Consider the following 23597-nt stretch of genomic DNA (forward strand, 5'->3'; position numbering starts at 1 on the left):
CTTTTAGCCGAAAAATGAAATGTTTAAACCCTCCACTTATCAATAAAGATGATCAGGATGCTTCTATGATTTTATCTACGATGTTAATACGTATGAATTATTTCTTAGTAAATGCATCTTTTTAAAAGTATGAACGATGTATTAAAAATCATGAAAAGACCAGTTTCTCTCCCTATTAGATAAGTATTGCACTTTTTTCTTCATCTTCAATGCCAAGCAACTATACTGTCATAATAATGTCTTTATATTATTTTTTCTGAAAATTACTTGTTATCCTTTCTTATTTATGATATGGTTTTAAAAAGTTTAAACTTCTTTTTCATTAAAAATGAAGGAGGGACTTCTTTTTGGAAGATATCCAGCCAATTAAAGAGTTAATCGAGGCTCATTTTAATGCTCTATCAAAGAAACAACAGAAGGTAGCAAACTTCGTGTTAAATAATCCAACCTTTGTCGGGACACATTCTGCAGCTGAAGTTGGAAAGAAAGCTGAAACAAGTGAAACAACCGTCATCCGCTTCTGCTATGCGCTTGGACTCGAAGGCTATGCCGAACTGCAAAAAAAGATTACCTTATTTGTTTTTAATCAAAATACAGTCAGCACACTTGGGAATTATTTCTCAGCAAAAAAGAAGCTGTTTAATGATCAGCATCTCATTGAGAAGGCGATGCAAAAAGATATCGCTCAAATTGACAGAATTGCTGAACAAATAGATAAGGAATTATTTTATAAAGCAACACATCAATTACATGAAACAAAAAACATCTATATTATCGGGGCTGGCGCATCGCAATTCCCTGCTCAGTGGCTCCATTTCACCTTAAATATTTTACGACCAAATGTATCCATTATTCATACGGAAACGCCAGAGCTTATCCGGACAATGCAGGAAATAGATGAAGATGATGTCGTCATCACAATCTCTTTACACCGTTACTTTAAAGAACCCATTCATATTGCGGAGGCGCTTCATCAGCGTGGAATAACAGTGCTTGCCATAACCGATTCTAAGCTGGCGCCGATTCAAAAACATTGCTCCTATGCTTTTGTATTGGAGCAAACGGAGAAATCTACCATTGATCTGATGCCATCACTTATTTCCTTCCTTAACTTAGTAGTAACTGGAATGATGACATTTGACCCGGATTATTATGATAAGCAGCGCGTCAATTATGATGACTTTAATCATACTTTTATTTCTGATAAATGGAGTTGAGAAAATTGATAAATCAACAATTAGCAGAACGTTTACAGCCAATTTTTGAACATTTGCACAGGAATCCTGAAATAAGCTGGAATGAAACAGAAACCACAGCATATCTTGTGGATTTTCTGCGCAGCGAGGGATTGAATCCGCAAACGTTTCCTAACATGACTGGGTTATATGTAGACATTGGAAAAGGAACTCCCACAGTTGGATTCAGAACGGATATAGATGCACTATGGCAAAAGGTTAATGGAGCATTCCAGGCAAACCATTCCTGCGGCCATGATGGGCATATGACTGTAGCGCTCGGCGTCGTTCTTTTATTAAAAGAGCTGGAGCCAACATTATCCGGAGCGGTTCGTATCCTTTTTCAGCCGGCAGAAGAAAAAGCACAGGGTGCAAAAGCTTTTGTGGATCAAGGTGTTGTGAATCCGCTCCAATTTCTATTTGGAGCACATGTCCGGCCACTAATCGAATTAGAGGACGGCACCTACGCACCAGCACTATATCATGGAGCAGCGAAGCTTTTCACAGGAGAAATTCATGGCGTTGAAGCGCACGGTGCAAGACCAGAACAGGGAGCGAATGCGATTGAAGCAGCAGCTGCGCTGATTGATGGACTCAAACGTATTTGGATCAGCCCTGCTGAATCAGCTTCCATTAAAATGACCCAAATACAGGGAGGCGGTGCTTCAACAAATATTATTCCAGGCAATGCTTCCTTTAGCATCGATGCCCGTGCTCAAACCAATGAAACCATGGAGTCTCTGACAGCAGGATTTGAAAAATCAGTAGACGCGGTAAGTACACTATACAATGTTTCCATTGATTACAATGTGGATGCCCATATCGTCGCAGCTCAAGTAAGTGATACAGCAAAATCCATTTTGGAGCAAGCTATTATCCATGTAGCTGGAGAAGAAAATTGCGCGCCGGACGTGATCACACCAGGCGGAGAGGATTTTCATTTTTATACGTATTCCAAGCCTGAGCTGCAGACAACGATGCTTGGTCTCGGATGCGGCGTCACACCGGGGCTCCACCATCCAGAAATGACATTCAATCAAAAGCACCTGCCAACCGGAGCAGAAATTATCACACAGGCGCTTGTCCTAGCACTACAACAAACAGAAAGAAGCGATACAAAATGATTCAATGTAAAGAACTAAAAACAATGGCCGAGATGGAACAAATGCAGGAGCTGGAGGGGAGGATTTGGGGAATGGCTACCATTCCCACCCATCAGACGCTTACAGCAGTCAAAAATGGCGGCATCATGGTCGGTGCTTATGCTGACGATCAATTAGTCGGCTTCAGCTACGGGTTTGCAGGCTTCGATAACGGCAAAAGCTATTTATGCTCTCATATGCTTGGGATGGATCAAGCATACCGTTCTCAAGGCATTGGAAAAATGCTGAAACAAAAACAGCGGGAAATTGCCATGCGCAAAGGCTATGACATGATGAAATGGACATATGATCCTTTGGAGACACGTAACGCCTATCTTAATCTAACAAAACTAAACGGCATGTGTAACACCTATATTGAGAATTGTTACGGCAATATGCAGGATGGTTTTAATAAAGGGCTCCCTTCAGACCGCTTTGAAATCCATTGGTACCTGAAAAGTCCATACGTGGTGGAGCAGCAATCCGTAAACACAGAAAATGCAACGGCTCTGAACACGCTAACCTTTAATCAGGAAGGTTTGCCCGTTTTCACGAAAGAGAAAGAACCGCTTGAATTGACTGAATATTCCTATTCCGTTCGTGTACCAAAGGATTTTCAAGGACTGAAAGCAGCTAGTCAAGAACTCGCCATGGACTGGAGGCTTCAGACACGAGAGCTGTTCCAAAATCTCTTTGAAGCAGGTTACGCAGCTGTGCGGCTAAAACCCTATGAAAATTATGGGGAATACATTTTTATAAAAAAAGATATTTTAGATCTTGGAGGAAAATAATTATGAAAATCACAGAAATTACTATTCGTCATTTACAAATGAAACTAAAAGCTCCTTTCACCACCAGCTTTGGCACATTTACAAATCGAGATTTTTTATTACTGGAAGCAAAGGATGCGGATGGAACCGTCGGCTGGGGAGAATCCGTCGCATTCCATGCCCCATGGTATAACGAAGAAACCCTGCAAACCAACTGGCATATGCTGGAGGATTTTTTAATCCCGCTTATCCTAAATAAAGAATTAAAGCATCCAGATGAAGTTAATGAAATTTTTGCTGCTATCCGAAAAAACAACATGGCCAAGTCTACCCTCGAAGGAGCTATTTGGGATATCTATTCACAACAAACCAACCAATCCCTCGCTGAAGCGCTGGGTGGCAGAAAAGAAAAGATTGAAGTCGGCATCAGTATCGGCATCCAAAAATCCATTGATGACCTCACCGCTTTAGTAGACGGCTATATCAAAGAAGGCTATAAACGCATGAAAGTAAAAATCAAGCCTGGCTGGGACATTGATGTGATGCATACGTTACGCGAGAAATTCCCTGACACAGCAATTATGGCAGATGCTAACTCCGCCTACCGTTTAGAGGATACCGAACTATTAAAACAGTTAGATGCCTTTGACCTGACCATGATTGAACAGCCCTTGGCATCTGACGATATTATCGATCATGCAAAATTGCAAAAGGAACTCCAAACACCGATTTGCTTAGACGAAAGCATCCACTCACTGGAGGACGCACGAAAAGCAGTGGAGCTGGGAAGTACAAAAATTATTAATATCAAAATCGGCCGCGTCGGCGGATTAACCGAAGCGAAGAAAATCCATGACTATTGCGCAGCAAATGACATTCCAGTCTGGTGCGGCGGTATGCTGGAATCAGGAATCGGCCGTTCTCACAATATTGCTTTAACAACACTGCCAAACTTTATTTTACCGGGGGATACCGCTGGATCCAGCCGCTATTGGGAAAAAGATATTATTGCCCCGGAGGTTGTTGCAGAAAATGGGTATATCACCGTCCCAACAAAAGCTGGAATCGGTTATGAAGTAGATCGGGAAGCTGTAGAAGCTTATACCGTGGTTAAGAAAGATTATAAATAAGGGAGATAATCAGATGAAAAAGAGTTTTCAAATAGGAAGTGCTTTTGTTGGTCTTATTGTTGGAGCCGGGTTCGCTTCAGGACAAGAAGTCATGCAATACTTCACTAGCTTTGGTATTTGGGGTACAGTTGGCGGGATTGTCGCCACCGTCCTCTTTATCTTTCTAGGATTCACCTTTGCCCAGCTGGGAACAGACTTGCAGGCAGCTTCCCATAAAGGGGTAATCTATCATATCGGCGGACGTTATATCGGGGCGATATTGGATATTTTAATTACCTTCTTCCTTTTCGGAGTAGCCGTCGTTATGTTTGCAGGCTCCGGCTCTACCTTTGAGCAAATGTTTGGCATCAATACAATGACAGGCAGCATCATTATGGTAACTTTAACTATCCTGACATTACTATTAAATACACAAAAAATTATTGGGATTATCGCATCGATTACACCTTACTTGATTACGATTATCTTTATCATATTAATCTATTCCATTTTCACTACGGATTTATCTCTGGCCGAAGCCGATGCAATCGCCAAGGAACAAGCTTCTGCAGCATCGAACTGGCTGTTAAGCGCCTTCCTCTATGTATCTTATAATCTGGCAGCAGGAGCAGCTTTGCTAATCGTCATGAGCGGAGGCGTGAAAGACCGAAAAGTTGCAGGCTGGGGAGGTATTTTAGGAGGGATCATGCTTGGCGGGTTGATTATCCTTATTCATATCGGGATGTTCATGAAAATAGATGTTGTGGCAGGAATGGACATGCCAACACTTGCCTTAGCAGAACAAATCCATCCATTTATCGGTATTCTGATGGCAATTGCCTTGCTTGGCATGATGTATAACACAGCAGTTGGTATGTTCTACTCCTTTACGGTGCGATTTATCGATCCTGATAGCAGAGCCTATAAGCCTGCTGTTGTGATGATTGGGTTACTTGGTTTTGCAGCCAGCTTTGCCGGATTTACAACGCTTGTCGGCAAGGTATATTCTACGATGGGTTATTTAGGTTTTGCTTTGATTATTGCAGCAATTATTGCTTGGTTTCGAAGAGGGAATACCCGTGTTTCTTAAAACTAAAAATATGTACACTGGAGCATGTGCTGTTTTTACTGTTGATTTTTGTTATTTAGCCGTCTATTTTTATAGGCGGCTTTTTTGTTTTTTGGTTGCTGCGATTCAATAACCCTTGATATGCCACCTTTCTTTCTCACGTATTATATTTATGAATCTCTTATAAATACTTGCATAAGGAATTCTCGAGAATAAAAAAAGAAACTGATTAGACTTCTAATTTTTAAATAAGAAATGTTACTAAGAGGAATGAAATAGCCTGGACCCATTAAAGGACACCAGGCTATAGTATATATTTTTTCAATTATTATGTTTACTTAGTAACAAACAAATTGGTGAATATTTTAGCTCTATCCGTAGTTAATTGAGATACGAGCCAATTCATTATGCATATTTACTCACTAGCTGTTTCGTAACATCCAATAGTTTTTTTACATCTTCTATATTGGTTTTACCCGTTTCTTTATCAATAATAGAAGAATAAACATGAGGGATAACTTTTGGTACTCCGGCTTCAAGAGCAATGGTCAAAATCTCTTCAAAGTTATTTAAGTCAATGCCGCCAGTTGGTTCTAAAGCAAAGTCGGCTTCTGCACAAGCTTTAGTAACAGCACGGAACTCTTCTTGGTGAGCAAGACCCTTCATCGGGAAAAATTTTAGTGCATTTCCTCCCATATCTTTCACTAACGCTATAGCTGATTCTATTGGAACAACAGCTTGTTCTCCGACATTGGAACTTAACGGGCCAGTTGAAATAGTTACATAACCAACTTTTCCTGATGGAGATACCAAAGCATTGATCCAGCTCTCTTTCTCTCCTAGATTAGCTCTGGTTGCACCGACAGATGGGAACACTTGGTTAATATGACTTCCTTCATATGATTTCACAATATTTTCAACCACTGCAGCCTGTCTGTTATCACCTGCACCTAAACCAATGGATACAGCCCCATGGATTGCTTCATCATATTTTTCCATTGCGGTTACTGCTTCTTCCACCGTATCATAATTCTTCGATAGTACGCCGATTAGTACCTTTCCCTCTCCAGCTTTATATACTTCCTTTGCATTTTCAATACTGTTCGCCAGAACGTTCAAAGTAACACGGTCCTTATAAAAAAATTTATCTATCTTCTTCATACTTCTTTTCCTCCTAGAATGTCAACGATTCTACTATATATAACTTGACTATCATTTTCTTGTAACGGTCGTGGATCAATATCAAAGAATCCTTGTCTCACACCATAATCACGAGTATAAATAGCAATTTCGCCATGTTTTAGTTGATTCGTTACTTCCTTGGCTGATATAGCTGTAACAGCTTCATCAATGGTGATTCGTGCTCTGAAGATAGAGCGTCCTGCTTCGTCCTGAACGATCGTTGCGGTGACACCTTCCATTGTATTTAATGATTGCAGTACTTCTAAACTCGCCTTTTCAGCTTCACTATTATCTGTTTTCACAAAATACTCATCCAACGCCTGCAGTAAGCCAAATGTAGATTCCTTTCCTACCTTCATACTTCTTCCAATATAATGAAGCTGTGTTTTGACCCACTCTACATAATCTTTTTTCCCTGCCACAATACCCGTTGTTGGCCCTTCAATAGCTTTAGATCCGCTGTAAATTGCCAGGTCAGTAATTTTCACATATTTTTTCAAATCTTCTTCCGCTGCTGCGTCAACAATAAACGGGATATTCTTTTCTTTAGCAACCTCTGCAGCTTCTTCAACAGAAATCATATTCTTTTGTACGGCATGATGAGATTTCACATACAAAATAGCCGCTGTATTTTCGCAGACGGCATCAGAGATATGTTCTTGTTTTCCTTCATTTGCATATCCTGCTTCCACTAGCTGGCCGCCGCCAAGATAGATCATTGATTCAATTGGAGCACCGTAATGAACATTATGCCCTTTCAACATAATAATCTCATTTTTCGTGATTTTTTCTTGATGTATCTTTTCACTCAACCTTCTATTACCTTTTGTAACCAATCCAGCGACAGATAAAACAATTCCACTTGATGCTGAATTTACAATAAGAGCAGCTTCCGTATCTAGCATATCCGCAATATATTTACCTGACTTATCCACTAAATCAGCAATTTCTACATAATTTTGCCCGCCTGTTTTCATTGCATCCATCACTGTATCAGATGGTGCAGAGACGCCAAGAATACTCATTCTGCCACTTGCATTTATGACACGCTTTAACCCATATCTGTCATGTAGTGAATTATCCATAATTAATCAACCTTTCAGTTATGATTACATATCTAATATGGTTTCTATAAAGTGAAACTTCAATCAGTGGGGATTTTCTTTTCATCCCCCACTGATTGGGGTTTCGATAAAATAGAACATTTACCGGAATACTTTGCTGCTATTCATTTTAAATTGGGAAAAATGCTCCTATCGCCATAGCACCTAAGATTGCTCCGCCCGCAACAGGTTTATTCCACAAATAAAAGAATGCTCCTCCAAGTAAAGAACCTAAACCTACAGGGATGGATGCTGTTGCAGCAGAAATAATAATTAGCGGTCCTAAAAATCTACCAGACGAGTTACCTGCACCCATCATCACATCACTGCCAAATGTAGAATTAGCCTTTCCGACCGTAAATTTTTTAATGCCAATAACAACATAGCCGATTACCACACCTATTAATAAGCCCGTTATTAAAGAAACAAAAAAGTTTTCTAATGGCAAAACAATTCCTGCACCTAACAGCAATGCTGGTATTCCGATACCTACCCCAGTAAGTATCGAACCACCTATATCAAGTACTCCTACTAAACCGCCTTCAAGTATCCGTGCAAATAAGAAGCTGGCTCCAAATGCCGCAGCTGCACCATAGCCAGAGCCTTGTATACCTGCTTCTAATAAAGCTACAATGGCTACTTCATTAAAGGCACCTACTTTATAAACATAATACATATGCGTACCTGCAAAAATACCAGATGACAGAAGTGCTACAAAAATTGGGAACGACCAATCTGCAAACCAAAAACTCTTTTTATACATCGCATCACTTAGTTGACCATCAGTCATTTTATTTCCTCCTCACTAAGGGTTTATTAAATTATGAAGTCCTTGTAACCAATTTGGCACAGTAAGGTTGAGACTTTCTATCAGCTCTATATCAATTCCCCTAAAGAAGGCGCTTAAGATGAACAGCACAATAATAGCCGTCATTAATATTTTCGTGATGTTATTCCATCCAGAATCATCCACACCCTTACCTACCAATATACCTAGTACAACACCTGGAACAGCATTACCCATAATAATATGAGCTAGTCCGCCAAATATCGTTCCCCAAAACCCAGAACGTTTACCGGCATCTAATGCAGCTAACCAAAATATAACCGGCATAGCCATATTAATAAGCCAATCCGCAGCTGGAGCTAATACTTCCAGCGCAACATTTCTAAGTCCCTCCGGAATAGATGCTGTTGTCGTACTTAAAAAAGCAACAACTATTGCACCCACAATCGCACCTGCTATACTCATTTTGAAAGGGTTATGCATGGTCTCTTCTATTGTTTTTCCTTTTCTTAAAAGCACAGCGACAGACCAATTGGGAATAATTCTGTGATCCACGTCCTGCGTAAGTGCGCCAGCTCCAACAGCTGATGCCCAAGCGTTAAAGAAGAATCCCAATCCAAATGAGAAATGGGATGCACGGTCACCTGCACAGGCATTCATCTCGCCAATCGTTCTGAATGCTCCCATTGATTGAGACTTCGGTGCATGGAACATCCTTGCTGCTCCAGCCCCTACGCCAAAACCGACGATTGCTCCAATAATTAATGATTTAATTAGAATAACTACGATTCCGCCCACGTATACCCCTCCTTAATGGATGGTGACTACCTTTTTTCTGCCAATTGAATTTGGCAGAATCGATTGTTTTTAAGTTTACATCTACTTTTAACGTCACATGACAATTCAATTTTTTACGCGGCATAAAGAAGAAGAAAAAACGTTCTGTATATTCTTCCATGGTTGCCTCCACTTCTTCTATGTTTTCTGGTTCCGCACGTATAACAAGCTGATTGATCTCAGAAAATATCTGTTTCTGAATTTTACTTAAAGCACGACTAACTGCCTCATCTTGTGTACTTCCCTTGCCAGAAACGGTTATTGTTACATGTTGGTTTTCAATCATGTGATTCATTCCCCTTGTATTTTCTTGTATTCTTCCACGATACGTTTTCCTAAGTCTTCTACATCCATGAACCCAAACCCTAATACTTTATAGCCTTCACGAATGGCAGTTACTCCTTCTTCAATAGAACGCATGCCGTGTCTTGCTTTATATCCATATTTCGTTTGTGCTGTAATTGCTCCTGCTCCACCACTGCCGCAAAATGAAATTCCCAAGTCCGCATCTACTTTATTCATTTCATCGCCGAGCTTCATGTCCGCTCCAATACCCGGGACTACAATAGCTTCTCCTCCAGCAATCTCTACACCTTTTCCCACGTTTTGTCCTTTTCCAAGTCTATCTGCAATAACTACTTTTACCATTTAACTCACTCCTTATTTTGATTAATTATATTTAACTACTTCAAAATGAATCGATAATAAATACGTTTCATCATCTGAAATATGTTCTAATTGTTTTACTAATTCTCTGGCTTGTTTGATGGACTCTTGCGAAACTTCCTCAAATAATTTTTTATCTTCCACTTGCATTACTTCTTTTCTTTGATTTCTTTTTACCATTTCAGATATGTGATTTAACAAGGCTTCTCTTTGGTCATCCTTTATTTCATATCCATTACTATCTATATAGTTCACTGCATCATTGTAAATACTTTCACAAACATCTGGATCTTGACTATTCATGAAATAGTTAGTTAAATCTTTTTTTTCCACATTCTTAACCCCTTTGATATACAATCTTTCCGTTTTTCCATGTTGTTTGTGGAATTAAACGTTGATTTACTTTCATCACTTCACCATGAGAATCGATTAATTCTCTATTCTTTTTCTCAATATGAAACATCGTAATATCTGCTTTCTTTCCAGGTTCCAATGATCCATAATTCATTAAAGACAGCGTTTTAGCCGGAAGAATTGTAACGGATTCGATTAAATCTTCTAAGTCATATCCTACTGCTAATAATTTCGATATGGTATCCATTAAACTGCCAACTGGCTGTTCAAAATTTTTTTCATAAACATCTGTACTGATCGTAAATGGATAACTATAATTCTCTTTAAATCGTTTAATTGTTTGATATGAAAAGCTTGATGTTCCATGACCAACGTCAAATTTAACTCCCCGCTCTAGCGCCTCATGTGCTTCAGGTATTAAAGCTCCATCTTCATCAAGAATCCCGCCTTTTTTGCCATGAAAAGCATGCGTTACAATATCGCCATCTTTTAATAAAGGAAGAATTTCATTTAATGGCGGAGGAGGTGAGCCAATATGCACCATGATGGGCGTATCCGTCTGATCAGCTAATTTGCGGGCATGTTCCAAAGGGCGAATACCCTGATTTCCAACAACAGATTGACTCATTCTGGCTTTTAAGCCAACAATAGCCGGTTCTGAAGCTTTTATCGTTTCCCATACACGTTCACTCATTAATTTTTCAGGAGCAGACAATTCATCCAATCCCTCTACTAAGCCTGTGGCGGATACATTTAATAACGACAATATTTCTGTCGTATGTTGATTGATAATTTTATCCTTAAATTGAGCATAATCTTTATACCCTGTACTTCCTGCATCAACAACTGTTGTAACACCCTGATTAATACCGATTTTGTCAGCATTTATCCCAATTTGAGCAAAATTTTTAAATACGTGTACATGCATATCTATAAACCCCGGGGCAACATAGCTTCCCTTTGCATCCCATTCTGTCAGCAAATCCGTTTCCTCAATATCTTCTTCAGCTATTATTTCATCATCTTTCACATAGATATCTTTTTTAGTAAACGCTTTATTAACAGCGTTAAATACAATTCCATTTTTAATAATGGTAACCTTTCCCACAGCTTGCTTCCTCCTTTTCAATATAGAATAAGATCGCTTTTTTCTCATCTGCATTGGCCTGCAGCCCTTGTTTTTTAAAAACTTCATCTACTTTCCGATAATCTTCTGTCTCTATAAAAGATGTATTTACAAGGTGATCATATTCCATTCTGAATTTAATACGATGAACCATGAGAAAAACATGCATTAGAAAAGCGTCCTCCATTTTATGCTTGATTCTGCCTTTAAAAGCTTGTTTAATTCCCAAATATAATTCCATCGCTTCTAATATAACTGCTCTGGAGTATTCTTCTGGATCATCGATATTGCTTTCGTCTTTGTTGATTATCTGCTGTGCAATTACTTGGTTATCACCAGTTAATTCACTTACTTTGCTCTTTAACTCTTTAATATTACTTTCGCTCGGTACCGGGTCTACCCATATCGTTGGTATAGCGGTTTCAATTGGAAATACACTAATGATGATGTCAAACGTATCCTTTTCCATAATCTCGTCTAAATCATCTAAGCCACAATATTGAATGATTCTAATCCGCGGCACTTCTTTTTCCACACGATTTTTTATAACACGTGCCACTCCTCTGCCGCTCGCACAAACATAGAGTGCTTTTAAAGGTTTCTTGTTTTCAAAAGTCGTTTCCATCGATACAAGAAAATGCAATGTAACAAATGAACTAATCATTTCAGACGTAAAATTATGTGATTCAATATACTTTTCACATGCTTTTTTAACAGGATGATAAAGATAATCATGCTTTGTTTTAAGATCTTCCATAAATGGATTATTCTCTAATAAAATGGCATTTTCTTCAGTGAATTTATTAGAGAAATGAGACAATAAGTTTGTTTGTAACGTACTATCGTTATAAAAAGGAATGGAAAGTCTTCTGCTCACATAATGAATAATATTATTCGTCATTTCGATCAGGTCTTCGTTGTGATTATTTAATAAGGCATTTCTGTAAATATAAATGAATTCATCATTTGTTATCTCTAGACTGAAATGTTCAAAAACATCATTTGCAACAGCATAGACGAACATTGCGAATGTTGACATGGACATATCTATCTCATCATTATTTCTTCCTAATTGAATAGCATTTTCTTTCGTTACTCGGCAAACCGAAATCACTAACCTTGTAAATAGGGTGAAAATCTTAACAGAGGCAGGATGGTATTCAACCAATGATTGTTTAATAGATTTCATCAGTATTTCATCTATTAGTAGAACCACCTTTTTCATATCTGGTGAAAAGGAAGTGAGTTCTTCTTTAAATTTCAAATATATTTCTGGTCTATACGATTCCTCAATGACAATTTTGTATGTTAGTAAATATTCCGCGTGCTGCCGTATATCTACTTCTTCTCCTGCAATAGTATATCCTTTTCTTGGAAATACCTTTAACGTTATATTATTCTCAGCCAAGTGTTTTTCAACTTTTTTCATATCCTTATAAATCGTTTGCTTGCTTACAAGTAACTGATCAGCTAAGAATTCCGCCGTAATATACTTGCTGGGATGTAAACTTAGCAATAGGACAATACGGCGTATGCGTCCCTCTTCTCCCCAAATTTCTTCATCTACTGTCTCTAATAAGAGTTTGTGATAGATTTTCATTTTCTCTTTTTCATTTAAATTGGTAATCCAAAGGCCTTTAACCGGTTGTGACTGTAAATCTACTTGGTGCTTTTTAAACCAATACTTTACTTCCTTCATATCTGATTTAATGGTTCTAAGTGATACAGAACACTTATCAGCTAATTCTCGATAAAGTAACGGCTTTTCACAATTCAACAACATAGATGCAATTTCTTTTTGTCTATTTGTTAACATGCTTATCACCCTTTTCCATCCCTGCTTTCATTATAGATTTATAAATCTATGCCATACAGACAAACTTGGTTCCCTGTAGCAGTGCAAAAAATTATAACTATACAAAACCTATTAACTCAAAAGCTTCGACATTTTTTCCTATCCTTCGTTCAAATACTTACCTCCAATCTTTCTTCTTTTAATGGCCGCCATCTATCTTCAGTTAATCTTTGCTGCTGGCCAACCCGTTCTGAGAGAATATTCACTTCCTTGATAGTCATGTTTGTCGTACTAATACAGATAAGAGAAGCATCATTATTATTTTATAAAAATAGTGTAGTATATAAGTGATGTAGTGAAATTTGATACAAATTATTCACAAAGCAAAGGTATCTTTTAGACATGATTCAGAAGAGAGGGTAATACTAATGGAGTAAATCAAAAGGAGGAACAATTACTATTGGGGGTTAGTATAGACAAAATACTGCTATTTGCTCTCCACACCAAAAAAACTTGGATAAACAAGACAGCTTGTTCATCCAAGTTCTATGCACTTATGCAAAAGCATCAGCTACCTTAAATGTTGAATCCCCGTCTCCAACATTTCCATCTGCAGCACCGTCTGCTCATCCGTAATCGTTTTATCTTGCCCATTGATAACCGCTTCATATAAATCGTCATATACACGTCCATAATCGCCATCTACCGATTTCACTGTTTCCTCATGGACGGTTCCTTCTTCATCCACATAGGTCAGTACGCCATAATGACGCAGTGTATCGATGCCAAAGTCCTCGTTATCCGGCATATAAAATAACTTTAAATGCTCTTCCTGACGATCTTTTGTTTCTTTGATAAAGCATCCTTTTTTACCATGCACCACAAAGCTGGGTCTTTCTTTCACTCTGAAATAGCTGGATTTCACCGATACTTTTAACCCGCCATAATATAAATCTAAATCAAAGTAGTCATTCATTCTTCCCTGTCCTAATAATTGCTTCACATCGTAATAGATATTATCCGGTTTTCCAAAATAGCTGATGACCTGATCCAGGGTATGGCAGCCATGTCCATATAGAAATGACGCATTAGGGTCAAATGTCTCGGCAGACTCCGGTACCTCGGGACGATAATAGTCATAATGCATCTCCACTTCCAGCAAGTCCCCAAGCTTTCCTTCTTCGATCACTTTTTGAACAGTTAAAAAATCACTATCAAATCGTCTGTTTTGATAGGCCTGGACAATCAATCCTTTTTCCTTTGCCAATGCAAAGATTTCTTTTGCCTGCTCCGAGGTTTCCATGAAAGGCTTTTCGACTAAACAGTGCTTATTATGCTTCAATACTTGTTTTGCGTATTCGTAATGGCTGTCATGTTTTGTACAAATCACAATGAGCTGAATGTCCTCATCACGTAATAATCCCTCTAAATCCGAAGTATAATGCACTCCTGCATGTTTATCCCAGCTGTCGTTCGCAGGGGTTCTCCGGTAAATGGTTTTCACCTTGATATGTTCTCTTTGCATTACGAACGGCAGATGATACCTGTTCGTGCTTTTCCCGTTTCCAATATAGCCAATAGTAAGCATAGCGGCCTCCTAAAATAGATTTGTCTTTATATATACGTCGTTAACGTCTTCTTCTGGTTGCGCATGTAAATAAAAAAGTACCTCCTTCAATTGATAGTTTTATCATACCAGGAGGCACCTTTTTATTAACACATCTAATCGCCAAAAATCATCTAAAAAAGATTTATTACATCAGGTTAATTGCATGGAATACCACACCGACTACGAACAACCCAAGAATCATTGTGATTGGTGAAACTTTCTTCCGGAGCAGCCACATACAAAGGAGAGTCAGCAGCAGCCCGGCAAGACCAGGAATCAAACTGTCTAAGTTATCCTGCAGGGTCGTGACATCTGTTTGGGTCAATGACCTGCCCTCTTCCCTTTGTATCAATGCGGACTGAATTCCTTCCGCTCCTCCAGGCAAGTTATCCCATTCAATATAGGCACCTTCATCAAGCTGAACTTCTGCAACGGTCGGGGTAAAGCTTATATCTACCCAACGGTTTACCAGTGCACCGAGGATGAACATACCCAGAATAGAGGCGCCTTTCGTAATATCCTGGAGCAATCCGCCGGATAGGTCATCCGTAATTTTTTCCCCTGCTTTGTAACCAAGCTCCTGTGTATACCATAGGAATCCCATCCGGATCAAGTTCCATGCTACGAAGAAAATGATTGGTCCAAGGATGTTCCCAGTCACGGCAAGAGAAGCCGCCAATGAGCCGAGAATCGGTCTGAGGGTGAACCAAAAAATTGGATCCCCGATACCTGCTAAAGGCCCCATCATTCCGACCTTAACCCCTTGAATCGCTTTATTGTCAACCGGAGCACCATTTGCGCGTTCTTCTTCAAGCGCTAACGTTACACCAATAATTGGAGAAGCAACATATGGGTGTGTATTAAAGAATTCTAAATGACGCTGCAGTGCAGCAGCACGGTCTTCTTTTGTCTGATATAACCTTTTGATTGCGGGAATCATGGAAAATGCCCAGCCGCCATTCTGCATCCGTTCATAGTTCCAGGAACCTTGAAGGAAAGTGGAGCGCCACCAAATAGAAAGACGATTTCTTTTTGATAATTTGAGTTCTTCTTGTGCCATCTTCATGTCCTCCTTTTTTTAATAGTCATCAATAATTTCGCCTAAAGGATCACCAGTGTTTCCACCTCCGCCACCGGAGCCCCCTTGTTTCGTAAGTGCTATATAAATAAGTGCAAGTGCTACACCAATACCGCCAAAACCTACAAGCGTAATATCCGGAATCGTAGCCAGTACGAAACCAATGGCAAAAAATGGCCATACTTCTTTGGTTGCCATCATGTTGATAACCATGGCATAACCAACCGCTACGACCATACCGCCGCCGACTGCCAGGCCTTCAGTTAACCAGTCAGGCATCGCTTGAAGCATCTCTCTAACCGGTCCTGCACCAATAGCTACTACCAACGCAGCCGGAATGGCAATACGTAAACCCTGCATGCAGATAGCAATCACATGCCACATCTCTATTTTTCGTATATTTCCTTCCTTGGCCGCCGCATCCATTAAATGGACAATTCCTGTGGCAAGCGTCCGAACGATGATTGTTAATAACAGACCAGCAACAGCTAATGGAATAGCAATCGCCATCGCAGAATCTACGCCCGAGACTCCCTGCCCGCCTAAAACGAGAATAATGGCTGAGGCAACAGAGGCCAAAGCTGTATCCGGCGCTACGGCCGCTCCAATATTTGCCCAGCCTAAAGCAATAAACTGCAGGGAGCCGCCTAAGATAAGACAAGCGGTCAATTCTCCGCTAACCAGGCCAATTAACGTACAAGCAACAATGGGCTGGTGAAACTGGAATTGATCCAGGATTCCTTCAACACCAGCTATAAATGCTATAATAATAATTAATATTATTTGAATCATAGTTAAATCCATGATGATTAATCCTCCTTTTCCTTTAATAATTTAGGATTATTTCTGTCTGTCTAATTCTGCTTGCGCTCTTCTCAAAATCTCATCCATATTCCCATATGAATCAGCTGGAACCTTTCGCACATCAAAATCTACGCCTAATTCCTTTAACTTTTTGAACGTATCAATATCATTCTGGTCAAAGGCAAGTACCTTATTGGGCTGCACTTTCCCAGTGGAATGGGACATCGATCCGACATTAATCGTATCCAGCGGAACACCGCCTTCAATAGCTCTCAGTACATCCTGAGGATTTTCGAAAAGAAGCAGTGCGCGCTGTCCGCCAAAATGCTGATCATCCTTTGCGAGCTCCACCATTTTCTGAATAGGAACCGTATGTGCCTTGATACCTGATGGAGCAGCCTGTTGAATTAATTTTTTACGCAATTCATCCTTTGCTACCGTGTCCGATACAACGATGATACGCGTAGGCGATGTACTTCTTGTCCACGACGTTGCCACCTGTCCGTGCAATAGACGGGAGTCAATTCGCGCTAACACGTAGTCAAATGACCCGGGAGCTCCTGCACTGGCTCCAGAAGCTGCAGAAGCAGATTCAGCAGCTTCTTCCGGCTCTAATTCCTCCGGCTTTACCTTCACTGCATCCTTCGCCGTATCAATAATATGAGCCGCTATTTCATGCGCTGTGTTCATAGAAAAGCGCGATGCATACGATTCAATCACCATTGCTAAGTTTAATCCAGCAACGATAGCCCATGTATCTTCATGTCCTTCCATCAAGCTGCTTGCCTGATTAAAGGGAGTTCCACCCCAAAGATCGACTAAGAATAATACTTCATCCTGATTGTCGAAAGAAGCAATGGCCTCTTCCATTTTTGCTCTTACGTCATCCGGTCCTTCACTCGGCATCAACGTAACAGCCTTGACGTTCTCTTGCTCTCCAAAGATCATCGCTCCAGACTGCAAGATACCTGTCGCAAATTCACCATGGCTGGCAATGATAATTCCTACCATCTTTTTAACCTCCTTTTTATGATTGTTAAGGATTCAATAGATATGGCAAGCTCTTAAAGCAGTATATTTGCAAGCTTTGTAAAACGCTTTCAACACCAATAAAAAAAGACATGAGAAAAAAGCAGGTTAAATGAAGATAAAAAGACAGGGATGCCCTTCCTCTTCGTTTTAATAACTACCTTTCACTCATGCCTGATCGAATCAGTAACACGTAAAATATAATTGCAGTGTTTATTTAATTTATATTATGTTCGAAAGCGTTTTAACCATCTATCTAAATAAAAAGCTTTCCAATTACTTTATTGAGCTTCTTCACTTATTATAGCACCCTGTTTTTCCCCTTTCAAGAGGGATTTTTTCTTGTGCCATTTCTGTAACTGTTTCTTCGTTAACCTGTCCCGATATCCCCCCGGAAAACGAGAGACCTCTATCCACGCTGGACTCAAAACGATTAACTTTTTGATTTCTTACGCTTGAAATTGCGTTTAATGACTTCAAAAGCACCTAGGGATCGAACCATACGATCAGGGTCAACATATTCACGAATTGCCCGAAACACCCTTTTAGGCTCTTTCGATGAGAATGAAAATGTTCCATTCTTCTTCGTTTGAATAGCATAACGCGGGATCCATTTCCCTTTGAACATGACGGAAGCAATCACGTAATCTATTTCCTCCCAAGGAATTTGAATATACTTACGGGCATCCCGTTTATTGTAGAATTCAAACCCTTTATCGCCAATCATAATCTTGCCATATTCTGAAACTAATACATGTGAGGTTCCATCAATAACTAAATCTACTTTGGTATTGATTGATTGGACCATTTCATCTTCCCCCTCATCTCTTTATACGAATTATTATACATGGTTTGGAGGGGGAAGTAAAAATAGTTTGGATGACGAGCCGTCTTTCAAGGTTTAAATAAAGGACGTTAACAAAGAACCCCAAACGAGTGTAAAGAGAGCTGCAAAAATCATTGCTAAGGAGGAAAAGACAGATTCCTGTTTTCCATATTCCAAGGCTTTATTCGTACCGACACCATGCGCTCCCATCCCTAAGGCTAACCCTTTAGCGATTGGTGTTTTGATAGACAGCCATTTCAGTACATTGGGACCTACGATTCCTCCCACGATCCCTGTGATGATCACAAAAACTGTCGTCAATGTCGGCAAGCCGCCAATCTCTTTCGATACCTCCATGGCAATCGGAGTAGTAATCGACCGGGGAAGAATCGACACAATAAAATCATCACTGAGATGAATTAGTTTAGATAACAAAAATGTGGAAATCATGGCCATCAGTGTTCCGGTGGTAATACTGATAACAATGGTTTTCATATATTTCTTTATAATCGGCAGGTTCTTATAAATCGGCACCGCAAAAGCCACCGTCGCCGGTGCAAGCATATGTGATAAGAATTTGGACCCCTGCATATAATCATTGGCAGACACATGCATGATAGAAATAATCACGATTAATAGGATCGGCGCTAACAATAGCGGATGAAAAAGAGCAAAGTTCATTTTTTTATAAATTCTTTTAGAAAAGATATAAGCCAAATACGTTATCACCGTAAACAGCACAATAATCAATGCGATTCCCCCTTTTTCGCAGCAGATACTTTTTCTGCCGTCCAAGCAGTCAGACCCATAACAATCATTGTACTAATGACAATCAAGCCAATAATCTCTAACCCTTGTATGCTGAAAATCTCTTCATAATTGATGATTCCCACAGCAGAAGGAATAAAGAACAGCAGCAGCTCTGCCATTAACCATTTCGCGCCTTGATCGACCCACTCTAGCTTGATAACACCACAGCACAATGCCACGAACAAGAGGAACAGTCCAAACATAGAGGCTGGAATGGGCAATGGAATGAAATATTTTAACACTGCTCCCAGGAGCAGAAAGACATGTAAAAAACAAATTTGTAAAATAACCTTTAAGACTTTCACAGGCTTTCCCTTCTTCTATACGTAATATAAAACATCTGCTATCTATATTACGCCCCTCTTATCCATTCGTAAAATACATATTAATTATCATTTTCATGAATCAAAGTTATAATGAATCCGTTAGAATAAAATCAATAAACTTCCTTCCTGCGTTGGAAATATATTTCCCTTTCTTCGTGATAACCGCAAGCTTCCACATAATCGTCGGTTCGAGGTCAATAATCTGAATATCCTTCGTAAACAGACGATTGCAGATAGACTCGGGTAAGATCGTTACTCCTAAATCAGCGGCCACCAGCTCCGACATCAAATCCCATTGCATGCTCTTAAATAAAATTTTTGGTTCAAAGCCCGCTATCGTAAAGAAATGATTCCGGATAATTTGATTTAAAGCAAAATCCTCATGATAAAAAATAAATTCTTCATCCCTTAAATCCTTTACATTCACTTTAGAATAAGAAGCCAGCGGATGCTCCTTTTGAACAATCAGCTTCATTTTCTCTTTCACAATCGGATAAACATTAAAAATACGCTCATCTAAAGGAAGCACCGCCACACCAAGCTCAAACTCTCCCTCCTCCACACTTTTTACAACCCTGGCACCGCCATATTCCGTGATATCTAATTTGATATTCGGATAACTGCGATGAAAATTTTTCATTACTTCCGGGAAAAATAGACTCCCGATAAATGGTGGAAGACCGATATTCAGCTCTCCTACCGATAAATTTGTTAAATCACTTACTGTTAATTTCATTTCATCCACTAGATTGGTTATTTTTTGTGTGTATTCCAATACCGTTTTACCTGCATCGGTTAAGTCCATTGTTTTGTTTGTCCGGATGATTAGCGGGGTTCCTAGCTCTTCTTCTAGGGATTTAATGGACTTGCTTAGGGCCGGCTGAGAGATATGGATTTGTTCGGCGGCTTTTGTGATACTTTTTTGGTTTGCTATTTCTTTGAAATAGAGTAGTTGTTTTAGTTCCATGGGGTTCACCTCTTTGTATTAGCAGCGATTTACATATTTGGAAATCTCACTCGATATTCATACCGTTAAATAGATGCGGATATATACTGTAACTGCTAAACTAAAGTAGACCATTATTGCTTGATAAGAATGAACACTTTTCTTGGGGGATAGGCATGTAACAGGCTGTTGCCCCGTAGGGGCGGCAGCCTGTTACATGCTCGCCGTTCCGTCAGGTACCAACTAACTATTGCAATCTTTCATTTACTGTATAATACATGTTTGTACGATACAGAAATGGGAGGAGTAAGAAAGGTGGAAACATGGAAAGTGTATATGGAAATCTATCAACTAAAACAAGAAGGATTTAAAATACGGAGAATAGCTAGAAAACTAGGTATATCAAGAACAACAGTATATAAATACCTTGAAAAGTCTCCTCAGGAAATGGCGGAGTGGGTAGCTTCCACACAGACAAGAAAGAAGAAATTAGATGCCTACGAATTACTTATTCATACTTGGCTAACAGAACATCCAGATCTTTCTAGTGCTCAAGTTCATGATTGGTTAAAAGAAAGGTTTCCAACTCTATGTGTTGGAGAAAGTACCGTTCGTAGTTATGTCAAAGCACTCCGGGAAAAATATCATATTCCAAAGACAGAAATGAAGCGTGTCTATCAAGCTATTCCAGATCCACCAATGGGGCAGCAAGCCCAAGTAGATTTTGGTCAGACGATACAGAAAACATCCCAGGGAAAGGAGAGGAAATTATATTTTATTAGTTTCGTGCTTTCGCACTCTCGTTATAAATACGTTGCGTGGCTCTCCCGTCCTTTTACAACAAAAGATATGATTCAAGCTCACGAAGATGCTTTTCAGTATTTTGGAGGAATTCCATATGAGTTAGCTTATGATCAAGATTCCCTTATCGTAGTAAGTGAAAATGAAGGTGATCTCATCCTTACCAGTGAATTTCAAGCATACAGGGAAGAAAGAAAATTAAAGCTCTTTGTATGTAGAAAAGCTGATCCAGAAAGTAAAGGGAAGATTGAAAATGTCGTAGGATTTGTGAAGAAGAATTTTGCGAAGAACCGCGTATTTCACCATATAGATAAATGGAATGAATCCTGTTTAGCATGGCTGATTCGAACGGGAAACGGAAAAGTGCATAATACAACAAAAAAAAGACCAGTCGAAGTGTTTGCCCTAGAAAAACAACACTTAAGACCAGTCAACAAAAAAATTTCAATTTCAAATATCGATAATAGTATAACAAGAAATGTTCGTAAGGACAATACTATTATCTATCAATCGAATCGGTATTCGGTACCACTTGGTACATATAAAAAAGATAAAGAAGTTTTTATTGAAATAAGCGATCAAAACGAATTAATAATACGTGAAGAATCGAATGGAGCAATCATTGCCAAACACACATTAAGTATAGAGAAAGGGAAATTGATTCAAGATTCTCAACATACCAGAGACCGTTCTAAAGGAATAGCTGCCTATATAGAAACGGTATCAACGTACTTTGATGATAAGGAAATGGCTTCTGATTTCCTTCAGGAAATTCACCAAAGATATCCTCGTTATATACGAGATCAATTATCTCTTATTTTAAAGGTATCTAAAACAGTAACAAGAGAACGAAGGAACCAAGCTTTAGAAGAATGTGTCACACGCAAAATATATAGTGCAACAGAGTTTAGAGATGTCGTAGAGTTTATCCAAAGACAAACGGATTCTCATCAAAGGCCTCCGCAAATAGAAGCTATCAAAACATTGCATGGTATGGATGATACGCTGCTTCAAATCAAGCCAAAAACAAGAGAATTGGATTCTTATATAGAGTTATTGAAAGGAGCAACGGTATGAGTCATTCAATCGAAGAAATACAACAACAGTTTCGATCGTTGAGACTCACAGAGACGGCAAATTATTTGCCATCTCTGATTCAACAAGCAGAGTCAGAAGATTGGACATATCAAGTACTTTTGAAACAATTGACTGGATATGAATTAAAACGTAGGGATGAAAAATTAATCGAAAAACGATTAAAATGGGCTGCATTCCCTTCCTATAAGACGTTGGACGAGTTTCATTTAGATGAGCAGCAATCACTCAGCAAAAGACAAGTATATCAATTAAAGGAGTTTACCTGGCTAGATCAACTCTATAATTTAATCGTTTTAGGACCGCCAGGTGTAGGTAAAACACATTTAGCTACAGGGCTGGGCATAGAAGCCATACAAAAAGGATATAAAGTCTCTTTTATTTCCATGGGGCAACTGATTCAAACATTAAAAACAGAAGAAGTTACTAGAAAATCACAAACGAGAATGAAACGAATTCGTTCCTCTCATTTAGTGATTATTGATGATTTAATGTTTATGGCAATGGATACACGTGAAGCGAATTTATTTTTCCATCTTATTAATGACCTTTATGATAAGGCTTCAATTATATTAACTTCTAATAAAGGACCAAATGAATGGGGAGAATTACTAGGTGATCCAGGGATTACAACGGCTATCCTAGATAGAATTTTACATCGGGCTGAAGTTATTCATTTTCATGATGATGATAGTTATCGAATGAAACACCGTTCTTCCATTTTTATGGAAGAAAGTGTCCAAATTTAATTAGCAAAAAGTGTTCATTTCTACTTGACGCTCACATATACTCATTACATGCAAAAATAAGTGTATTTTTTCATTACTTGCAATTGAAACCAACATAGGTATATCGTTAGAATTAAAAAGATCGCTATTAATACTTGTATTATACTGTTGCAACAGCATTGATAAATATAACTTTTCACTAGATGAAATAGAAGCTGAAACTTTTTTAATATGTTCAAAATTAAATCCAACTACTGACGTTTTTTTCTCGAATACAGCACTCTCTCTAATTAAAATACAATCTTCAAATTTTAGTAATGGTGTTTCCAAAAGAGTGTTCCAAAGTTCTTTAAGTAATCTATACCTGCTA

The 23597-nt window shown here is 39.0% G+C and carries 25 protein-coding genes; 7 read left to right on the top strand and 18 right to left on the bottom strand.

The annotated features are described in order from the left end of the window. Window positions 1-347 precede the first annotated feature (347 nt). The 5 genes from MKY65_RS22570 to MKY65_RS22590 are packed head-to-tail and all read left to right on the top strand — an operon-like array spanning window position 348 to window position 5346. Complete coding sequence (locus MKY65_RS22570; protein ID WP_339181012.1) at window positions 348-1217, top strand: MurR/RpiR family transcriptional regulator; 870 nt, start codon at window positions 348-350, stop codon at window positions 1215-1217. After that, entirely contained in the window at window positions 1208-2359 is a 1152-nt protein-coding gene (locus MKY65_RS22575; RefSeq protein ID WP_339181014.1) for an amidohydrolase, read from the top strand. The genes MKY65_RS22570 and MKY65_RS22575 overlap by 10 nt, the downstream gene beginning before the upstream one ends. Next, window positions 2356-3168 (top strand): GNAT family N-acetyltransferase, encoded by an 813-nt coding sequence (locus MKY65_RS22580; protein WP_339181017.1) that lies wholly within the window; start codon window positions 2356-2358, stop codon window positions 3166-3168. The genes MKY65_RS22575 and MKY65_RS22580 overlap by 4 nt, the downstream gene beginning before the upstream one ends. A 2-nt stretch (window positions 3169-3170) precedes the next feature. Then, window positions 3171-4277 (top strand): o-succinylbenzoate synthase, encoded by a 1107-nt coding sequence (menC, locus tag MKY65_RS22585; protein WP_339181018.1) that lies wholly within the window; start codon window positions 3171-3173, stop codon window positions 4275-4277. 13 nt (window positions 4278-4290) lie between these two features. Beyond that, entirely contained in the window at window positions 4291-5346 is a 1056-nt protein-coding gene (locus MKY65_RS22590) for a hypothetical protein (protein WP_339181020.1), read from the top strand. Between the two features lie 384 nt (window positions 5347-5730). On the opposite strand, the gene MKY65_RS22595 is transcribed toward MKY65_RS22590, so the two are convergent. The 17 genes from MKY65_RS22595 to MKY65_RS22675 all read right to left on the bottom strand — a co-directional run bounded on the left by MKY65_RS22595 (window position 5731) and on the right by MKY65_RS22675 (window position 20624). Then, window positions 5731-6486, bottom strand: coding sequence for a KDGP aldolase family protein (locus MKY65_RS22595; RefSeq protein WP_339181023.1), 756 nt, complete (start codon window positions 6484-6486; stop codon window positions 5731-5733). Beyond that, window positions 6483-7592 carry a DgaE family pyridoxal phosphate-dependent ammonia lyase gene (locus MKY65_RS22600; RefSeq protein ID WP_339181026.1) on the bottom strand — a complete coding sequence of 370 codons (1110 nt, stop codon included), beginning with the start codon at window positions 7590-7592 and terminating at the stop codon, window positions 6483-6485. Before MKY65_RS22600 ends, MKY65_RS22595 begins: the two co-directional genes overlap by 4 nt. Window positions 7593-7740: 148 nt before the next feature. Continuing rightward, on the bottom strand, window positions 7741-8400 hold the full coding sequence (locus tag MKY65_RS22605) for a DUF4310 family protein (protein ID WP_289584526.1): 660 nt from the start codon (window positions 8398-8400) through the stop codon (window positions 7741-7743). A gap of 15 nt (window positions 8401-8415) precedes the next feature. Next, complete coding sequence (locus MKY65_RS22610; protein ID WP_212929293.1) at window positions 8416-9195, bottom strand: DUF4311 domain-containing protein; 780 nt, start codon at window positions 9193-9195, stop codon at window positions 8416-8418. Further along, window positions 9167-9520, bottom strand: coding sequence for a DUF4312 family protein (locus MKY65_RS22615; protein ID WP_289584527.1), 354 nt, complete (start codon window positions 9518-9520; stop codon window positions 9167-9169). Before MKY65_RS22615 ends, MKY65_RS22610 begins: the two co-directional genes overlap by 29 nt. A 5-nt stretch (window positions 9521-9525) precedes the next feature. Next, window positions 9526-9882 carry an SFCGS family glycine-rich protein gene (locus MKY65_RS22620; protein ID WP_042528842.1) on the bottom strand — a complete coding sequence of 119 codons (357 nt, stop codon included), beginning with the start codon at window positions 9880-9882 and terminating at the stop codon, window positions 9526-9528. A gap of 21 nt (window positions 9883-9903) precedes the next feature. After that, window positions 9904-10233 carry a PRD domain-containing protein gene (locus MKY65_RS22625; RefSeq protein WP_289584528.1) on the bottom strand — a complete coding sequence of 110 codons (330 nt, stop codon included), beginning with the start codon at window positions 10231-10233 and terminating at the stop codon, window positions 9904-9906. A 4-nt stretch (window positions 10234-10237) separates the two neighbouring features. After that, a complete protein-coding gene (locus MKY65_RS22630) occupies window positions 10238-11362 on the bottom strand; it encodes an amidohydrolase/deacetylase family metallohydrolase (RefSeq protein ID WP_339181033.1) in 1125 nt (374 codons plus the stop codon). Then, a complete protein-coding gene (locus tag MKY65_RS22635) occupies window positions 11340-13196 on the bottom strand; it encodes an HTH domain-containing protein (RefSeq protein ID WP_289584530.1) in 1857 nt (618 codons plus the stop codon). Before MKY65_RS22635 ends, MKY65_RS22630 begins: the two co-directional genes overlap by 23 nt. A gap of 550 nt (window positions 13197-13746) precedes the next feature. Further along, window positions 13747-14763 carry an oxidoreductase gene (locus tag MKY65_RS22640; RefSeq protein WP_339181035.1) on the bottom strand — a complete coding sequence of 339 codons (1017 nt, stop codon included), beginning with the start codon at window positions 14761-14763 and terminating at the stop codon, window positions 13747-13749. 166 nt (window positions 14764-14929) lie between these two features. Further along, complete coding sequence (locus tag MKY65_RS22645; protein WP_339181038.1) at window positions 14930-15844, bottom strand: PTS system mannose/fructose/sorbose family transporter subunit IID; 915 nt, start codon at window positions 15842-15844, stop codon at window positions 14930-14932. 18 nt (window positions 15845-15862) lie between these two features. After that, window positions 15863-16666: a PTS mannose/fructose/sorbose transporter subunit IIC gene (locus MKY65_RS22650; RefSeq protein ID WP_289584533.1), complete on the bottom strand. Its 804-nt coding sequence runs from the start codon at window positions 16664-16666 to the stop codon at window positions 15863-15865. Between the two features lie 36 nt (window positions 16667-16702). Next, window positions 16703-17677: a mannose/fructose/sorbose PTS transporter subunit IIA gene (locus MKY65_RS22655; RefSeq protein ID WP_339181040.1), complete on the bottom strand. Its 975-nt coding sequence runs from the start codon at window positions 17675-17677 to the stop codon at window positions 16703-16705. Window positions 17678-18128: 451 nt separating this feature from the next. Beyond that, window positions 18129-18503: a DUF956 family protein gene (locus tag MKY65_RS22660; protein ID WP_193063704.1), complete on the bottom strand. Its 375-nt coding sequence runs from the start codon at window positions 18501-18503 to the stop codon at window positions 18129-18131. A 93-nt stretch (window positions 18504-18596) separates the two neighbouring features. Further along, window positions 18597-19262 (bottom strand): LrgB family protein, encoded by a 666-nt coding sequence (locus MKY65_RS22665; protein WP_339185352.1) that lies wholly within the window; start codon window positions 19260-19262, stop codon window positions 18597-18599. Window positions 19263-19267: 5 nt separating this feature from the next. Beyond that, window positions 19268-19636, bottom strand: coding sequence for a CidA/LrgA family protein (locus MKY65_RS22670; RefSeq protein ID WP_339181042.1), 369 nt, complete (start codon window positions 19634-19636; stop codon window positions 19268-19270). 106 nt (window positions 19637-19742) lie between these two features. Continuing rightward, window positions 19743-20624 (bottom strand): LysR family transcriptional regulator, encoded by an 882-nt coding sequence (locus MKY65_RS22675; protein WP_339181044.1) that lies wholly within the window; start codon window positions 20622-20624, stop codon window positions 19743-19745. A 276-nt stretch (window positions 20625-20900) separates the two neighbouring features. On the opposite strand from MKY65_RS22675, the gene istA reads away from it, so the two are divergent. Beyond that, on the top strand, window positions 20901-22481 hold the full coding sequence (gene istA / locus MKY65_RS22680; RefSeq protein WP_339180036.1) for an IS21 family transposase: 1581 nt from the start codon (window positions 20901-20903) through the stop codon (window positions 22479-22481). Then, window positions 22478-23248, top strand: coding sequence for an IS21-like element helper ATPase IstB (gene istB / locus MKY65_RS22685; protein WP_193065035.1), 771 nt, complete (start codon window positions 22478-22480; stop codon window positions 23246-23248). The genes istA and istB overlap by 4 nt, the downstream gene beginning before the upstream one ends. On the opposite strand, the gene MKY65_RS22690 is transcribed toward istB, so the two are convergent. Further along, window positions 23249-23557 (bottom strand): hypothetical protein, encoded by a 309-nt coding sequence (locus MKY65_RS22690; protein WP_339181046.1) that lies wholly within the window; start codon window positions 23555-23557, stop codon window positions 23249-23251. Between the last annotated feature and the right edge of the window lie 40 nt (window positions 23558-23597).

Source organism: Oceanobacillus sp. FSL W7-1293, assembly GCF_037969815.1.
GTDB lineage: Bacteria > Bacillota > Bacilli > Bacillales > Amphibacillaceae > Oceanobacillus > Oceanobacillus oncorhynchi.

Coding starts and splice junctions, on each gene's coding strand:
- MKY65_RS22575 (WP_339181014.1), top strand. CDS start 1,208: ATGGAGTTGAGAAAATTGATAAATCAACAATTAGCAGAACGTTTACAG.
- MKY65_RS22580 (WP_339181017.1), top strand. CDS start 2,356: ATGATTCAATGTAAAGAACTAAAAACAATGGCCGAGATGGAACAAATG.
- menC (WP_339181018.1), top strand. CDS start 3,171: ATGAAAATCACAGAAATTACTATTCGTCATTTACAAATGAAACTAAAA.
- MKY65_RS22590 (WP_339181020.1), top strand. CDS start 4,291: ATGAAAAAGAGTTTTCAAATAGGAAGTGCTTTTGTTGGTCTTATTGTT.
- MKY65_RS22595 (WP_339181023.1), bottom strand. CDS start 6,486: ATGAAGAAGATAGATAAATTTTTTTATAAGGACCGTGTTACTTTGAAC.
- MKY65_RS22600 (WP_339181026.1), bottom strand. CDS start 7,592: ATGGATAATTCACTACATGACAGATATGGGTTAAAGCGTGTCATAAAT.
- MKY65_RS22605 (WP_289584526.1), bottom strand. CDS start 8,400: ATGACTGATGGTCAACTAAGTGATGCGATGTATAAAAAGAGTTTTTGG.
- MKY65_RS22615 (WP_289584527.1), bottom strand. CDS start 9,520: ATGATTGAAAACCAACATGTAACAATAACCGTTTCTGGCAAGGGAAGT.
- MKY65_RS22620 (WP_042528842.1), bottom strand. CDS start 9,882: ATGGTAAAAGTAGTTATTGCAGATAGACTTGGAAAAGGACAAAACGTG.
- MKY65_RS22635 (WP_289584530.1), bottom strand. CDS start 13,196: ATGTTAACAAATAGACAAAAAGAAATTGCATCTATGTTGTTGAATTGT.
- MKY65_RS22640 (WP_339181035.1), bottom strand. CDS start 14,763: ATGCTTACTATTGGCTATATTGGAAACGGGAAAAGCACGAACAGGTAT.
- MKY65_RS22645 (WP_339181038.1), bottom strand. CDS start 15,844: ATGGCACAAGAAGAACTCAAATTATCAAAAAGAAATCGTCTTTCTATT.
- MKY65_RS22650 (WP_289584533.1), bottom strand. CDS start 16,666: ATGGATTTAACTATGATTCAAATAATATTAATTATTATTATAGCATTT.
- MKY65_RS22655 (WP_339181040.1), bottom strand. CDS start 17,677: ATGGTAGGAATTATCATTGCCAGCCATGGTGAATTTGCGACAGGTATC.
- MKY65_RS22660 (WP_193063704.1), bottom strand. CDS start 18,503: ATGGTCCAATCAATCAATACCAAAGTAGATTTAGTTATTGATGGAACC.
- MKY65_RS22675 (WP_339181044.1), bottom strand. CDS start 20,624: ATGGAACTAAAACAACTACTCTATTTCAAAGAAATAGCAAACCAAAAA.
- istA (WP_339180036.1), top strand. CDS start 20,901: ATGGGAGGAGTAAGAAAGGTGGAAACATGGAAAGTGTATATGGAAATC.
- istB (WP_193065035.1), top strand. CDS start 22,478: ATGAGTCATTCAATCGAAGAAATACAACAACAGTTTCGATCGTTGAGA.